We start from the raw sequence: 16,673 nt of genomic DNA on the forward strand, positions 1-16,673 counted from the left end.
ATGGCTGGTTCCCGGCCCGCCCAGACATCCATCCGCGACTTGCTCCAACAGTGTGAACCTGCGCATCAGCAGGACCTCGATCAACCGATAGCGCCGCGACAGACGCGGGACTCGGCGGTGCCAAAGACACTGGATACGCCCTGAAGTGATCGTGCCGCCGATCGCCAGACCAAGCAGCGCGGACATGCCCGGAAGTCCGGCACTTGTCGATGAGCGGCCTTTACATTCACTTTCCGGACCGGCAGTATCACCAATCGTACCGGCAGTACGTTCTGCCGACCCAGCACAAAGGAGCCGGTCCGTGCCGAATGCCCTGGATCAACTCACCACGACCCTCGGCGCCCCACCGCCCCCGGAATTCGCCACCCTCACCTCCGACGAGCTCGCCCGCCTCGACGCCTACGTCCGCGCGGCGCTCGACACCCGCCGCGCCGCCCTCGACGGCGCCGTCAACTCCGGCATGCGCCTGATCCCCCGCCTCGCCCGCCCCGCCGTGAAGAAGGTGCTCGGACTGTGACCGCGACCCACCACAACACCGCCGAGCTCGCCAAACTCGCCCGCGTCCTCGACCGGCAAGACCCCGCCGACCTCGACTTCCTCGCCACACTCCCACCGGCCGCCCTCCGCCGCTTCCGCGACCAGATCACCGACCTGATCGCCGAGCGCGAATCCCGCCGCATGCAACGCATCGGCGCCGCCGCCAAACTCATCCCCGCTCCCATCGCCGCCAAGATCACCGAGGCCGCCTTCGGCCCCGTCCTGGCCGCCGCGATCGCCGGCTCGGTGGACCCCTCCCGCGCCGTCGCCATCGCGAGCGCCCTGTCCCCCAGCTTCCTCGCCGACGCCACCGTCACCCTCGACCCCCGCCGCGCCACCGCCCTCATCGCCGAGGTCCCCGACCGCATGGCCGCCGCCACCGCCCGCGAATTGATCGCTCGCGACGACTATCTGACAATGGGCCGCCTCGCCGGCTCGGTCCCCGACCGAGTCCTACGCGCCGCCCTCCCCCACGCCGCCGACATCGACCTCCTCCACGTCGGCTACTACCTCGAGGCAACCGCCGCCGCCGACCGCCTCCTGGCCATCGTCACCGACCGCGTCCCCGGCATGCTCCGCGCCACCGCCGCCGAAAACAAATGGTCCGAAGCAATCACCCTCCTCGACCTCCTCGGCCCCACCGAGCGCTCCCACCTGGGCAACGTCGTCGCCGACCAGGACCCCGAAATCCTCGACGCCCTCCTCACCGCCGTCACCGACCTCGACGCCTGGGACACCCTCCTCCCCGTAGCCGCAGGCATGGAACCCACAGCCCTGCAACGCCTTGCCGAACGCCCGATCATGCAAGCCCCCGCCGTCCTCACCACCATCGCCGACCTCGCCCTCACCCAAAACCTCTGGCTCGACCTACTCCCCCTCGCCGAACACCTGACCCCCACCCAACTCCACACCGTCGCCGCCCGCATCTCCGCGGAGCCGGACGACGCACTCACCGCACTCATCGAACAGGCCCACACCGCCAACCACTGGAACACCCTCATCCCCGTAGCCCTGGCCCTCGACGAACCCGCCCGCCGCCGCTTCGCCGCCCTCCCCATCATGCACCGCCCAGACACCCTCTCCGCCGCCGTCACAACAGCCGCCGCCCACAACCTCTGGCCCGCAGCCCTCCCCCTCGTCGACGTCCTCCCACCCCACACCCACGACCTCCTCGCCACCACCATCACCACCCTCTCCACCCCCCACTTCCACGCCGCCCTCACCGCGGCCCCCGCCACCGGCTCCACCACCACCCTGATCCGCATCGTCCTCCGCCAAGACCCCACCGCCCGAGCCCACTCCCTGACCCTCCTCGCCGAATCCGACATCCTCGAGTCCCTGGTCACCTCCTTCACCACCACCGACCCGGAAATCTGGAAGTCCGTGGCGGCCCTCAACTCCGACCTCCCACCCCGCCTCCGCACCCTCCTCGCGACCCAGGCGGCCCGCTGCGGACACAGCGACATCGCAGAGGTCCTGTCGACCTGACCCACCAACGAACCGCGGTCACCGCAACCGACCGCGGTTCCCCGTTACCATCCGCGCCATGCACCCCATAGGCAGCAGAAAGCGCAACCAGCCCGCGCCACCCCAAGCCGTCTATGCCGCCCTCACAAACCCGGACCGCGACCCGTCCCGCCCCTGGCTGACCCTGCTCCCCGACGAGCAACGCCCGAACGTCCTCAAGGACAACGCTCCCGACCTCGTCATCTGGAGCTCACTGTGGCCGAAACACCCCACGGCCCGCATCCGCTTCGACCTCCCCGCGGACGGCCGAGGTGGCACCGACCTCCGCTGGACCCTCTACATCGACACCCCGAACCTCGACGATTCGGCAGTCGGCCATCTTCGCTACCGCCTGAACACACTCATCAACGCGAACCTCAGATTCTCGTTCGGCCAATGAATCGAGATCCATTGCGCGGGTGCTGCGCCCGGAACATGCCCATGCGCTCACGAATCGTTCGTCGCCGCAGCTCATCACGAGTCAGAGCGAACCGATCACGCAACACCGGATCCGCCTCGATACGAGCGACCGTGTCCGCATCCGGCGCGTACGGCCGAGCGCGCACAACCCACTCCCGACGCAACTCCGGAATACACACCTGGATCTCGTCGAACTCCCAGGTCTTCCGACCAGACCAATCCATCTGCTCGGGTTGATCCTGAAAACCGGTCGTATAGCCGAGATAGTCGTTCCACACCGCATACGAGGTCGCCAACGCCACCTCAGCGGGCACATCCAGCTTCAACAACCACCGACCGTGCGCCCATTCATGATCTCCGAGCAGCATGCTCGCCGACATCCGAACGGCCCCGCGCCGCCACGCCCGGCCGGGCCAGCACCACACAGGAGGCGCCCCACCACCGTCGATACCACGCCGCCGCATCTCCGCCACCATCTCGGCATACGCATCACGCCAGTTACCGACAACCAGGTCCCATTCAGCACGGTAGACACCGACATGACGCACCGTCGTAACAACTTCGGGCGCCTGCAGCGTCCACAGCCTCATCAGCGCCACGATATCGCTGCGCCGACAACCTGATCTCGTCCGCCGTTCGACTCGGCTACCGAGCCAGCGCGGCGCAACGCAAGGTTTCTGACACCCTGGATCGACGGCGTGGAGGCCGCCCCAGCAGCTGTCAGGCCCGAAGCGCGGCCGTGGCGATGGCCTCGCGCGTGTCGGCGAGTTCGCAGGTGTGAGCTCGATCGGGTGGTGCGTGAAGGAGTTGTCCTCGACTGTCGATACCTTCGCTCCCGTTGTCCTCATGAGAGATGCGAAGTGGCCCGCGAACCTCAGCAGCAAAGCCGCTCCCTCGGTGCCCGCATCCATCACCTGATGTTTTTCGGAATCCTTTGACAGCTTGCTGAACGCTCCCGGCAGCCCCGCAGCCAGAACTTCGTCAACTGGATCGTCCGAAGGAAGCTGGTCCTTCCAGTTCTCCCAACGCCACCCCGGCCGGTACCCGGCATAGGCCTCGACAGCGTCATATCCGTCACCCCAACTCCACACCGCGCCGAATCGCTGCTCCGGATCGAGATGCAACCCGTCCTTGGGCACGGTGGGCAACCGCCGGGCCACTAGCCAACCGGCGATCGTGTCGAGCAATGCGGGCCCATCTCCAGCAACGCGGCAAGGTCGAAGGTGGATGTATAGAGCCGCGCTTTCGGACCACCCGCCACCGTGACGAGGCATAGCGGCCATCGCCCCGCGCAGTACTCGTTCAGGTCGAAATCCCGCTCGCCCACCCAGACAATGCTCCAGTCCGGCCAGGTGATCCACATGGTTTCGAAAACCGCACGGCGCGTGCACTTCTCCTCACAAGTCAGCGAATTCCAGAGCAGCATCCGCCGGTCCAGGTCGATCACAGCCGCCGCTTCCAGGTCGTAGACCCAATTCTCGACCGGCTCCTGCGCACGCGCGAATCGCAGCGCGGCCGCCGGCCCGGTAGCAACTCCAGATGCAACGAGCGGGCACCCCAGTGCGTGTAGTACTTCTGCTGAACGCCCCCACTGACGACAGTGATCTCAGCTCGTGACCCCATGTGGGACATAATAGGTAATTGACATAAAGCTTGGTCAGGTGCGACTGCGAAGCCGAGTACGTTGTCGTCGGCGCTCTTCGGAGTCCCCACCATGACAACGATTACCTCGACCGCTGAGAACATTCCCTACCGGCTGACGCAGCAAGACGCCCTGGTGAGAATGAGACTGGTGTTGTTGAACGACCGACCTGTCGATCGAACAGGTACTGGCCCAATCCTGCGCACTGCAACCAGCTTCCGATTGTCAGCCGCACGCACTGGCGCGTGTCGAGCCGGCAAGGGAACCCTCCGACGGCTCATGCGAGAGCGCGACCGTCATTGTTGATGTCCCCTGCCAGGCCTGGCTCATTCACCCGGTACGGGGTACCCGCGGTCGATGGCGTGCTCCGCGCCGTGATGTGGACGGCTCTGGCTCGCCGAGATCGATGTCCTGCTTCCAAGCCCGACTGTCCTTTCGCTGCGGACATTGCTGATTCCGGCACCGCCAATACCAGCCCTTCTGTCCTCGCTTGAGGTCCACGTCTCGACGCAGGCAGCCCTCGCACGCCGGCGGTTGCGAGAAGATGTCGGCGTGCTGCCCGGCGAGGATCTTCCTCGCGAAGTGGTTGCCGTGCATTGCCAGCATCACCTCGCGGGTTCGGCTCTGCGACAGCGGATTTAGGCTGCCGAGTAACACCAGCCGCTCATCGATCACCACTATCTTCTGATGCATCTCGTGGACATAGATCACGGTGTCGACCACTACCGCGAGTTCATCGACGTAGTCTTGGCACCTCTGCTGCAGCTTGTCGCTGGGATCACGGACAAAGGCCACGATCCGCACGCCGCGCTCGGCCGCACGCCGCAGCACGGGAAGGAGGCTGCGAACACGAGTAGCGACCCACGGTGCCCAGATCCAGATGGATTCGTTCGCCCGGTCGAGCCTTTCTTCGAATGTCCGGTAGAACTCCTTCTCATCCTGGATGTCGCTGACCTCGACGTGACGTGCCAAGATCTCGGCGAGCCGCGCCCCCACCGGCCCCAGAACCGTATCGCCCACCTGCGGCGTCACCAGAGCAGCGGCGGACAATGTTCGAACCCGCCTGCCTGCCAGCATCTTTGCCAGCGCCCCCAACGCCGTGTGCCCCGGCGATGTCTCGACGCGACGCCGGCTCCCGATGAGATAGACCCGCTGCTGGACACGGGTCACCGCGACGTTGAACAAACGCAGTCCGTCCCGAGCGAACGTACCGTCGCTAGGTCCGCTGCCCGCCTTCGCCATCCACATGCGCGGCCCATCCGCGGATTCCACGAGGTCGAAGATCACCACACCGAACTCACGCCCTTGGAAACGGTGTGCTGTCCCGACTTCCGCCAGAATGTTGTTGTCGTGTTCAATTTGCCGCATCCCCTCCAACGTCGCCTCGGCCTGCATGGCGTAAGGGGTAACGACCCCAATTGTCGTCGAGTCCGCAGCGTGCATCTCGGCGATCGCCCGAGACAACAGCAACCCGGCCGGCCACCAGCCGCTGGCGCGACCGGAAAGGTATACCTGTCCGAGGTCGGTAAGTTCGTCGGTATCAACCAGCACAATCTCGGCCTCGCCGGGTTCCGCATCGGAGTACCGCGATTGAATGGTCGGTCCCGCGCTGAGCAGTCCGTCGTAGGCAATGTCATTGACCAGATCCATCACGGCTCGACCGAACCGATGCTGGACATCCAAGGTGATACATCCCGGATTGACTGCCGCGGTCCTTGTAGAGGTGATTCCACACTGCTCGAACACCTCGGTGAGCAACCAACGTTTGATTCCCGCGTCCCGACTACCATTGAGCGCCCGGGGCACAACCGGACCGAGCTGCATGAAGTCGCCGAGCAGTATCGCCGTCCGCTGGGCAACCGAGACCGCGAGCAACACGTCCGGAAGTGCAGCGGCCCCGGCCTCATCGACAAGGACGACATCGTATGCCCCCGCCAGCACCGCGGCATTCGTGCGGAACCGGGCGAGCGTTGTCGCGACGAGCCTGGCCGAGCGGATGATCTCACCCTGCGCATCTTTCGCCATCGCCGCATAGGTCTCTTCGAGATCCCGATGGTGGGCTCGTAGGCCCGCCTCGCGAGTTGCGTCGTCTGCGCACAGTACGCGCAGCAACTCGGTCTGGGCATGTTTGGCTGGAAAGCCCCGCCGCCGATCGGATTTCACCACATCGGCCGCGACCTCGGTCCGATTCAATTCGTCCTCGAGACGGCGAAGATCGGTCTCCCACCGAAGCCTTTGCGCCTCCAGATGGGTGTGCTCCGATTCCGCGCGGTGCAGCGCGGCCAGCGCTGCTTGGACGGCGTCTTGACTCACCGCAGTCCGCCGTTGGATGCGGTCAATCTCCGCGCGGAGGTGGGCCATCTGCCGGGCAATCGGTTTCACGATCCGGTCGCGTCGGGCGGTCAGTGCGGGCATTTCCGAGAGCAATGCATCGCGCGAAGCGCGGGCGGCCGACAGTTGCGACCGATTTCGCAAGCGCTCCCATGCTGGTTGTTTCTCGAGACTCGTCACTGCGAACTCGGCATCGGCGAGCTCCTGCTGGCCCAGTATCAGCTCGAGTTCGGCGCTACTGGACTTGCCTTCCAGCTCTGCGTATTCCGTAGTCAGTCGGGTGATCTCGTCCCATCGCGCCCTGTCGTCGGCAATATCGTCGACTCGACGTTGTTTGCTTTCCACGGCGCGACGTGCCCGGGCGCGCGACGCTGTCGCAGTATCGAGCTCACCTGTTGCGGACGCGATTTGCCCGGCCAGATAGTCGACAGCGAAAGCCGGGTTCTTGGTTCGCCGCTCCGCCTGTTCGAATCGAACCCGATCGAACTCCGCCAGCGCGGAGTCGAGAGCATCGAGTTCGGCTGCCCGCTTGCTGATTCCGGCCAGGTCCTTGGCCACGGTTGCGCGTTCCCGGTCGAGGTCGTCGAGCCTCGCCCTTACCATCAGCGGCAAGCAAACCTCGGCATTCTCGGCAACCTGCTGCAGGTGCGGAGTCCCGACCCGCACGACTGCTCCGGGCTGCTCGGTCGCGATTGGAGCGACCTTCACGACGACGTTGTCGACCGCGACGTTGGTCGCCGAAACGAGCAACACTCGCTTGCCCTCTGCGATCAAGTCGCCGATCGCGCGCGTCAGCACCGAGGTCTTCCCTGTTCCCGGCGGACCCCACACCATCCAGAGACCACGTCCACGGCACGCGCGGTATGCCAGATCCTGGCTCGGCAGCATCAGTCCCGCGGGAAGGCTGGCCGTGGAGAGCTCACCCGCCAATTCGCCGCGAGCGAGCAGGCCGGCCAGTCGTTCATCGGTGATCCCGGAGATCCCGTCGATCAAGGAGTCGATGAGAAATGTCGCGGGCTGCTGGAACAGCCACACTGTGGGTTCGACCGGGTCGGCAAACTCGGCAACACGCACCCGAATCGATGATCCTTCCGGCAGCACCTCCATCACCGAGTAGCCCTTGTCGGCGGCTGACCGATCCGATTCCCCGAGACGCAGATTCTCGGCTTGCAACTGATCGGTGCCCAGCATGGAGCCCCGCATATCGACCACGAATTCACCCGGTTGCTGGGCACGCACCGCGCTACCGACTCGGCGCCACGACGGCTCGGAAGCGCCCCCGGCCTCCATCGCCCGCCACCTGCGTAGTGCAATTACCACTTCTTCACGCCAGCCCACGGCGACCCCTCCGATCATCGGCGACACCGACACGATCCGAGGTTCAATGCTAGTCGTGCACCACTAAAAGGGTTGTGGTGTAGACGAATTCATCATCAGCTCCACTGATCCAGATCCGGCCCGGGGTCTGCGCGAATCATCTCTGTCGGCGGCGGCGACATCACCGACGCGCCGTCATCCAGCGAGTGCGCCAAATCTACGACCCGCTCGAGTGCCCCAGTTGCATTGCCGGTCAGCCGCAACTGCCCGAACGATTTGATCACCGCACGAAACAGGTCGCCCTGGTTGGCCCAGGCGAAGGTCTGTGCGCGGTAGGCCATCACCTCTGCCAGCTCGCGCGGTGGAATCTGCTCGATGAGGCGCGGACCTCGCACTCGCCATCGCGACAAGGGCTGGTCGGGCACACGGTAGGCCATCAGACCCGGGTCCCCGAGCTCGAGCGGATCGTCGACGAGCAATCGCCCATGTGCCACCGCGGCATGGAGTGCGCGATCGATCGCGCACTTGACGTTGTCACGCTCTCGCGTCTTCGCCGCGCTGACGTAGACCGCCCGCAAACGGAGCCCGGTCACCGGGCCTTCGACAGCGACGATGCCGCACAGATCGGCCACGATCGTGGCGTGCGTAGCTGAAGTCGGGCTCTCCAGTACGCCTGTGAACTCGGGGTATTCGCCCATCGTGGCCACCGTCGACTCCCCGGGTCCGACAGTTTCCGACGCTGATATTGCGGGCTTCAACCATCGCGCCGGATCCGTCAGGTCGATCCCGTCCACGGCCACGGCGGGCTCGTCGGCTATCGGTTCAGTAGGCGATGCCGGTTGTGGCCTTTCCCAATCGAATTCATCGAGTATGTCTGTCTCCGGCTGCGACGGCTCGACGGTGGCATCCTCGGCATCGTCCCCGCGCGGCATAATCCCGTGACCGTCGAGGACCGCGCACAGCGAATCCAGGCACCCCTCCGGGTCGACGATGAACTCGGCCTGCCGGATCCGATGGATCGGCCATCCGCATCGTTCCAGGTCGCGCTGCAACGCAAGTTCGGCACGGTAGGCATCTGCGCCTTGCCAGCGATCGCTGTCGCACTGCACAGCAAGCTGTCCGCCACGACCGGTCACAACGATGTCCAGATCGCAGGCGGTCTCCGTGTGATGGGCGGTGACCTGATAGCCCCTGTCGACAAGCCCGTTGTAAACCTGCTGTTCGAACAGCGACTCGAAGGGGTTGATCAGCGTGTCGTCGCTGAATCTTTCTGCGGGAGAGTCCGATTCCTCGGCACCGGCCTCGACGGTTTGGAAGTAGTCCAGCAGCCGGAATCGCATGTCCTCACTGTTGGAGAGGTGCTGGGTGGTCACCGAGTGGAACAACCACACCTGATCGCGAGCACGGGAGACCGCGACGTTGTAGCGCTGCACGGTGGCGTCCTGTGTCTGCGCCGTCAGCCTGCCCCCTTCGCGAGGTGCGACGACCAGCGAGAGGAAGATCACATCGCGCTCGGCGCCCTGGAAATCGGCGGCATCTCCGCAGTGCAGGTGTCGTGCCTCGAATTCCTCGGGCGGCACGACGTCGATCAGCTTGCGCCAGATGACCTTTGCCTGTTCCGAGCTGAGCAGCGAGATGACACCGAACGACTTGCCGTCGTACGCGGGGTCGGCAACACACGCAGCGATCTGTTCGACGATCCGGTCGGCTTCGACCTCGTTGACCTTGGGCCGAATCTCCTGTCCACCTTCGACATACACCGTGCGTACCGGCGGCAGTCGATCGCTGCCGAACCGGCGCACCGGTATGAGAGACACACCTTCGGGCTCGTAGGCGATCTTGTTGGAGAACCCGATGATCTCCGGAACACACCGTCGGTGCTCGACCAGCGTCAATTTCTTCGGAAATCGCATCACTGCCTCGTCGAACAGGCTGCGCTTGGGCAGTTTCCACGTGTCGATGTAGCGATCGCCGGCGAGGTACTGCTTGCTGAGGCTGTTGAGTTCGCCTTCATTCACACCGACCGCCGACGGCGAAACCTGCTTGTCGTCACCGATCACGACGATCCGCGGTGCGAGATACTGGAGAAGCACTGCGGCGGCACCGGCCTGCGACGCCTCGTCGACGACGACCACATCGAACATGTCCGGCTTGATCTCGAACTGCTCGACCACGCGATAGATCGGCATGATCCACACCGGCACCGCGGGCCTGCACTCCGCCAATGCCCGCTGCAAGCCGACCAGCTTGCGTGCCGCATGCTGGCCGGTGCCCTTACCCCGATCCTTGACCAATTGCGAGTACTGCAGCAGGTCGGCTCGCGCCTTGTTGGTGAGTCTGTCCACCGCGCGGTCCCACGCTCTGATGGTGGCAAGGATCGTCGCCTGCACCCGCAGCTGCTCCTCGACACCGTCCAGACGGCGGCACAGATCATTGACCTCGCCCACGTTGTGGCTGTTCAGCCACTTGCCCATGGCATTCCACTGCCACGCTTCTTGGAACGCGGCGAACCTGCCGGTCCACTCAGGATTGTCCGGATCTGCGGTCACGGCGGCGTGCAGGTCGGCTTGCTCGGAGATTTTGGCATCGAGTTCACGGCGACGCGCAAAAGCGTGCCGGAGCCGGTGCAGCTGGGTGAGTCGCTCGCCGGCCAGCCGGTATGTGGCGACATCTCGCTCGCGGACGGCGGCGGCCAATTCGTGCAGGTTGTCGGTCGCCCGAGGATCCCGGCACCAGCTGTCGAGTTGGTCGGTAAGGCGAGCCAGCGGCACACCGGTCTGCTGCCACGCCAGCTCGGCTTCGACGGCGGCGAACGCTTCGCGCAGGTGCGCGACTTCGTCCGGCTTCGCCCAGTTGGGCACCGCAACCCCGATGTCCCGCAATGCGTTACCGGTTGCGGCCAGCCGGTCACCGTAACCCAGAATCCGACCTAGCAAGGTCCGCGCCGCACGGTGCGCGGCGACACGGTCACGCAAGGTTCCGGCCACGGGGATCGGCATCGGCCAGGCGGCATCGAGCTGGCCGAGGAGACGTCGGCAGTTCTGGGTTTCCAGGAAAGCGGTCAGCTGTTCGACCTTGGTCGGCATCCGGCCGTCGACCCGGACATGCTCGAACAACGGCTGCGCGTCTTTGACCACTCGCGGGGTGAGGAATCCCAGCTTCGGGCTACCGTCGGTTTTGACCTCGAATTTGCCGCCCTGCCCGATATGTCTGCGCAGGTTTTCCGCCAGCGCGAGCAGCGGTGCGAGATCGACGTCGGCCACCTGGACGTCGGTATATCCGATCGTCTCGAGCGCCGCGTCGATCTGCGGGATGAGTGCGTCGACGGTCTGCGCACATCCATGCCAAATGTGCTGGTGACCGGCTCGGATCGCTTCGGCGGCCGCGCGCATCCAGGCATCCGGTCGACTGGCGAAATCCTTGGCCTTGCTGTCCAGCTCCGCCACCGCGCGACCAAGCTCGGCACGCGCCTCCGGCGACAGCACCGTCAGCTGACCGACAACATGCGTTCCACGATGATGCGAATACGACTCGCGCTGTTCACCGGCTTCCCGTTCTCGCGCATGCCATTGCGCGAAGTCGTCCGCCGTGGGCAGGTCGGCAGCCGCGACCAGGTCCGGTGCCGTAGCTTCGGGGTCGGCGAGATCAGAGTCTCGAAGTAGCACGAGCCATTCGGTCAGCTCGTCCGCCGAGAATGGGCGTTGCTCCGCCGAGCCGGCTGCGAGTAGCCCTGTAGTCCAGTCGAATTCGTTTCGGCCCGCGCACCACTGCGTTGCGATGTCGGCGACCGTGCCGGTCCGCCCACAGATCCGGTGTTCGGTGATGTCCCGTTCCCGCAGGCTGAGCAGTTCGCGATGCAAGCCGCCACGAATGCGGCGCAGTTCCTCGATCTTCGCCTCGGTAGCGGCTGCCGTGCGCTTCGACCGGACCGGATCATGTTCGGCGGCAGCCTGATTGATCCGGTTCACCGACGTCTTCAGTTCTTCGAGCTCTGTGCGGGAATCACCGACGACGGTCACGCACAGCGGTTTGATCTCGTCGGGCAACCGGTGCCGCACCTCGTGCAACGCCCGGTCGGTATGCGCGGTGATCAGGACCCGCTTTCCCTGCGCGAGCAAGTGGGTGATGAGCGCGGCCGCGGTGTGAGTCTTGCCCGTGCCGGGCGGGCCCTGGACCAGGGTGTGCGCATGGTTGTCGACGTGGTCGAGGATCCGCAGCTGAACGTCGTTGAGCTGCAACGGGAGAAACTTGTCCGGACCGTCGTGGACGATCGCGCCTGCGTCGTCGCATCCGGTCACGACTGGCTCATGATCGGGATCGACGAGGTTCACCATGCCTGCGGGCAACGATCCGGTATTCCTGATGTTGTCGGCGACGGCCCGCAGTGCGTTCACCATGCCCCGGTTGCTGCGTTTGCGCAGCACGATCGCGGGCGCGTAGTAGGCGATCGGACTCGAGGTCGCGGCCCCAGGCGAGAGATCGTCACGGTATTCGGCGTCGGGATTGATGCAGTTGACGAACATCCTGACCAGGGCTGCGATGTCGGCCCGCTCGAAGGCGCTCACGTCGCCGGTTCTGGCCTGTTCCTCGGCCCGTTGCAGATCACCGGGCGCCGACATCTGACCTGCCTCGACGATGTCCTGCAGTTCTGGGGTGTAGCCGGTACTCGCCGGATCCAGCGCGACCGACAGCGCACCGTAACCGGAGTCGAACCGCACTGCCACCGGCACCGTGAGCACGTGCCGACGTACCGACCCGATCGCGCTGCCATGCCAAGTGAGCAGACCCAGCGCGAAGACGATCTCGAAGGTCTCCCGCTCGCCCTCGTAACGGGTATAGACCTCGTACAGAGTCTGATACAGCGCGAGGACGGCATGCTTGAGTCGCGCCACCGGCGCCCACTCCCGCCACCCTGGCAGCCACTCCGCGTAAGCCGTGGCGACGTCCGGGTAATCAGCGAGTTCGAGTTCCGTTCCGTCGGCATCGAACCGACGCGGCGCGAGATCGGGCTCGACCTCAGGATTGTCGATCGTCCCGGCCAGCCAGTCACGCAGGATCCGCGGCGGCGCCGGAGTAGGCGGAATCTGCGTCTTCTCGACGATGAGGAACGGCGCACCCGGCTCGGCCGGCTGATAGGTGACGGCGGGATCGGGTGGGAGATCGTCCACCCAGATGACCTCACCGTCACGCTGATAGGTGGCGAGGTCTTTGATCCGGCTCACCCGCAGCTGCTGGGCATGCGCCAGGAAATCGAACAGCCGTGCACCACGACCGACGAGATCGGCGGGAATCGGTTCCCCGTTCGCAGTGTCGATCACCCGAATCCTCCAATGACAGTAGTGAGCAACCGGTGTGCTCAGCGAACGTGGATGCCGTCGATCTGGGTCGCCAGCTCGATGACGCGAGGGTCCTGCGCACCGAATCGCACCGACATCTGCTGGTGCAACCGCTTGAGCCGATTCAGGGCGGCCTTCGGATTCCCGAGGCGCAGTTGGCAGATGGCAAGGCGCTGGACGCAGTACATCGCCTGCTCGTCATACGGCCCGTTCGCGGCGGTGAGTTCCTCGGCGCGCGTTCGATACAGCTCGGCCGCCATCGCGAACTCGCCGGCGTCGAAATGCCGGTCGGCGGTGCTGCGCCCGTCGTCGCCGAACCCTTGCACGGTGGGCGCAATGCGCGGCTCAGTGAAGGCGATGTCGGCCGGTGGCGCGATCAGTGTGCGAGCCGTTCGGTAGCTCGGTGGTGTCACCAGCGCTTGCGCATACAGTCGCGCCGGGCTCGTCGGCTCCCGGACGTCGTCGAGCTCGTCGAGCCCGCCGACATGCCGCTGCAGGGTGCTGTGCACCGCCGTCGCGTCGCGCGGCCGCTCCCGCGGATCCTTGGCGAGCATGTCCGACAACAGTGCAACGACATCACGCGGAACATCGCGGCGCAGCGTCGAGACCTCGGGTGGTACCAATTCGATCTGCTTGCGCCACAACAAGAACGGCGTGCTCCCGGTGATCACCTGGGCACCGGTGAGCAACTCGTAGAGCACCAGGCCCAGCGAGTACAGGTCGGTCTCTGCCACAACCGGGTCACCATTGATCTGTTCCGGCGCCATATACGCGGGCGTTCCCAGTGTATTGCCGGTGGAGGTGAGCCGCGAGACATCACCGTCCAGCAGCACCGCCAACCCGAAGTCGAGGACCTTCACCGTCCCGTCCGGACACAGCATCACGTTGGAAGGCTTCAGATCACGATGGAAGATGGATTGCTGGTGTGCTGCCGCCAGCACCGCCGCCACCTGTGCGCCGATCGAGGCGACCACCCCGACCGGCAGCATGCTGCGGTACCCGGCGATCCGGTCCAGTGACACACCGTGCACGAAATCCATCACCAGGTATGGCCGTTCGGGCGGACCCGGTTCGATCCCCGCATCGTGGATCGCAGGCAGCCCGGGATGCACCAAGCGGGCCATCAGCCGCGCTTCCCGAATGAACCGCTGGGTCCACTGCGGGTCCGTGTCCAGGTCCGGCCGGGTGAGCTTCACCGCGATCGGACGTTCGAGGTGGCGGTCGTATCCGGCGAACACTTGACCCATACCGCCGGCGCCGATCTGGCTGGTCAGCTGATACCGACCACCGACGACCTGCGGTTGCAGCGCCACCATCACCCCTCCGTACCTCTCGGTCGAAGGAACAAAATACCGGATGAAAAGAAGCCAGGCGCTGCGGGCGGCGCTATGTTTACCCAGACCTGGTGCCAGCCAAACCATTCGGTCGATGTCACGCCGTCAAAGCACGTGACATTTGTCGTTTGACATAGTTTTCAGCCGCTTTTAGAGTTGCCGAGGCTGGACCCACCAGCCGACTGCAGCAAGATAGGTGACAGCGACATGGCCAACGGGGGCGTGGACCTTTCCAAGACTGATTCCTTGTCCTTGCGTGAGCGGTCCATACCACTGCCGACCAGCACCGACGGCTACCAAAAGGTGCTGCTGCTCGGCACCACCGGCGCAGGCAAGACGACAGTCGTCCGTCAGCTTCTCGGCACCAACCCGACGACGGAGAAGTTCCCGTCGACCTCCACCGCGAAAACCACGGTTGCCGACATGGAGGTGATTGTCAGCGACGAGCCCACATTCCGCGCCGCGGTGACCTTTGCGCCACGTGACGTCCTCGAAGGGCATCTCCAGGAGAACGTCGTCGAGGCCGCCCTGGCCGCCTACGCGGGTAAGGACGACGCCGTCGTCGGCCGCAAGCTGCTCGACCACGTGAACCAGCGGTTCCGGTTCAGCTACGCACTGGGCCGAATTCAGGCCGTCTCGGCCGACGATGTCATCGACGACGAAGACGAGGACGACGAAGACGAGGACCTGGACCCCGACGACTTCGGCCAGATCGACGAGGCGGCCACCGTGCGGGCCTTGAAGTCCGCTGTCCAGTCGATCCGGCTGTTGGTCGAGGAGTACACCCTCGAGGCCGCCTACACAGTGCCCGCGGACGAAGTCGCCAAACATATCGAACGCAACGCCGATTCCGATCTCCCGCGCAACCCCCGCTTCACCCAGATCGTGAACATGCTCCTCACCGAGCTGATGCAGCGGTTCGAGGCCATCGACATCGGCGAACTGCGCTACGACTCCCGTGACTGGCCCATCCTGTGGACCTTGCAGAGCACCGATCGCGCCGAATTCCTCACCACCATCACCCGTTTCACCGGCAACAATGCCAAACTCTTCGGTCGCCTCCTCACCCCACTGGTGAGCGCGGTCCGCGTCAGCGGCCCGTTCGTCCCCAAGTGGGCCGACACTCGCCCGCGCCTGGTCCTCATCGACGGCGAAGGCCTCGGCCATGCGAAGTCCCACGCCTCCCCACTGTCGACCCGCATCTCCCGTCAACTCGACCAGGTCGACGCCGTCCTGCTCGTCGACAACGCCCAGCAACCCATGCAGGCCGCCGCTGCCGCCGCCCTGAAAAGCGTCGCCATCTCCGGTCACTCGGCGAAACTGCACTTCCTGTTCACCCATTTCGACCAGGTCAAGGGTGACAACCTCGACACGTTCACCGAGCGCGAGGAACACGTCCGTCAGTCACTGCACAACGTCTTGAGCCAGCTCCGAGCCGAGGGCCGCCAGGTCAACCCGGCCCTCGAGTCGGCGGAACGCGTTCTGCAACTGCGCCTCGAGCACGGCGCGTTCTTCGTGGGCGGCATCCACAAGCAGCTCAAGTCGACCAACAACGCAGGCCGCCGCACCATCGAGGAGCTCAACAAACTGCTGGCGCACATCGCCGATCCCGAGATCGCGAACCGGGCAGGCGAGTCCCGCCCGGTGTATCGCAAGGCCGAACTGTTCGAAGGCATCTCGCAAGCCGTTGTCGAATTCCGCGACAAGTGGCAAGCCCTCCTTAAACTCAAGTCGCACGCCTCGGTCTTCCCCGAACACGGCAGCCGCATCAAGGCGCTGGCCCGCCGTGTCGCAAACCGGTGGGACAACAACGAATACGACAACCTCAAGCCGGTCGCCGAACTCCGCGAATCCCTGAACGAGCAGGTCTGGAACGTCGTCCAGAACCCGCAGCGGTGGCTGGGTGCGCGACCTGGCACCGAGGAACGCCAGGTCCTGATCGACAACTTCATGATCGCCGTCACCAGCCGCCTCACCAACCTCGTGGAGAGCCGCATCGTCGAGGAGCCCCATGCCGAGTGGGTAGAGGCCTACGCGCTGTCCGGCAACGGCTCCGTCGCCCGCCGAGCCCAGGCGCTCGACGTCCGCATACTGGAACGCGGCGCGCCGATGCCGGTAACGGGGCGGGCGCTGGAATCGAATGCGCTTCTGACAGCAGTGGCACACCTGATCGATGCGGCGGCAGCCGAGCAGGGCGTCGTGTTCGAGTAAACGGCACCTCGTCGGTGTTCGGTGGCATCACAACAAAGG

The 16,673-nt window shown here is 65.1% G+C and carries 9 protein-coding genes; 4 read left to right on the forward strand and 5 right to left on the reverse strand.

Annotated features, from left to right (window positions below; translation table 11 throughout):
* Window positions 1-301: 301 nt before the first annotated feature.
* The 3 genes from ACWF82_RS24760 to ACWF82_RS24770 are packed head-to-tail and all read left to right on the forward strand — an operon-like array spanning window position 302 to window position 2,443.
* Window positions 302-517, forward strand: a complete 216-nt coding sequence (locus ACWF82_RS24760; RefSeq protein WP_452504798.1) for a hypothetical protein — start codon at window positions 302-304, stop codon at window positions 515-517.
* Entirely contained in the window at window positions 514-2,025 is a 1,512-nt protein-coding gene (locus ACWF82_RS24765; protein ID WP_452504800.1) for a hypothetical protein, read from the forward strand. The genes ACWF82_RS24760 and ACWF82_RS24765 overlap by 4 nt, the downstream gene beginning before the upstream one ends.
* A gap of 58 nt (window positions 2,026-2,083) precedes the next feature.
* On the forward strand, window positions 2,084-2,443 hold the full coding sequence (locus ACWF82_RS24770; protein ID WP_452504802.1) for a hypothetical protein: 360 nt from the start codon (window positions 2,084-2,086) through the stop codon (window positions 2,441-2,443).
* Here ACWF82_RS24770 and ACWF82_RS24775 read toward each other — a convergent pair.
* From ACWF82_RS24775 to ACWF82_RS24795, 5 genes are all read right to left on the reverse strand, one after another.
* On the reverse strand, window positions 2,421-3,650 hold the full coding sequence (locus ACWF82_RS24775) for a hypothetical protein (RefSeq protein ID WP_452504804.1): 1,230 nt from the start codon (window positions 3,648-3,650) through the stop codon (window positions 2,421-2,423). The genes ACWF82_RS24770 and ACWF82_RS24775 overlap by 23 nt on opposite strands.
* A complete protein-coding gene (locus ACWF82_RS24780; RefSeq protein WP_452504806.1) occupies window positions 3,623-3,910 on the reverse strand; it encodes a hypothetical protein in 288 nt (95 codons plus the stop codon). The genes ACWF82_RS24775 and ACWF82_RS24780 overlap by 28 nt, the downstream gene beginning before the upstream one ends.
* 525 nt (window positions 3,911-4,435) lie before the next feature.
* Complete coding sequence (locus ACWF82_RS24785) at window positions 4,436-7,807, reverse strand: AAA domain-containing protein (protein WP_452504808.1); 3,372 nt, start codon at window positions 7,805-7,807, stop codon at window positions 4,436-4,438.
* Between the two features lie 62 nt (window positions 7,808-7,869).
* On the reverse strand, window positions 7,870-13,071 hold the full coding sequence (locus ACWF82_RS24790; RefSeq protein WP_452504810.1) for an AAA domain-containing protein: 5,202 nt from the start codon (window positions 13,069-13,071) through the stop codon (window positions 7,870-7,872).
* A gap of 38 nt (window positions 13,072-13,109) precedes the next feature.
* A complete protein-coding gene (locus ACWF82_RS24795; protein ID WP_452504812.1) occupies window positions 13,110-14,405 on the reverse strand; it encodes a protein kinase domain-containing protein in 1,296 nt (431 codons plus the stop codon).
* A 264-nt stretch (window positions 14,406-14,669) separates the two neighbouring features.
* Between ACWF82_RS24795 and ACWF82_RS24800 the strand changes: the two genes are divergently transcribed.
* Entirely contained in the window at window positions 14,670-16,634 is a 1,965-nt protein-coding gene (locus tag ACWF82_RS24800; protein ID WP_452504814.1) for a hypothetical protein, read from the forward strand.
* Window positions 16,635-16,673 lie beyond the last annotated feature (39 nt).

It is taken from the genome of Nocardia sp. NPDC055053 (assembly GCF_053608285.1).

Bases quoted from the DNA above. Each gene is read 5' to 3' on its own strand.
- ACWF82_RS24795 (WP_452504812.1), bottom strand. From the start codon at position 14,405: ATGGTGGCGCTGCAACCGCAGGTCGTCGGTGGTCGGTATCAGCTGACC.
- ACWF82_RS24770 (WP_452504802.1), top strand. From the start codon at position 2,084: ATGCACCCCATAGGCAGCAGAAAGCGCAACCAGCCCGCGCCACCCCAA.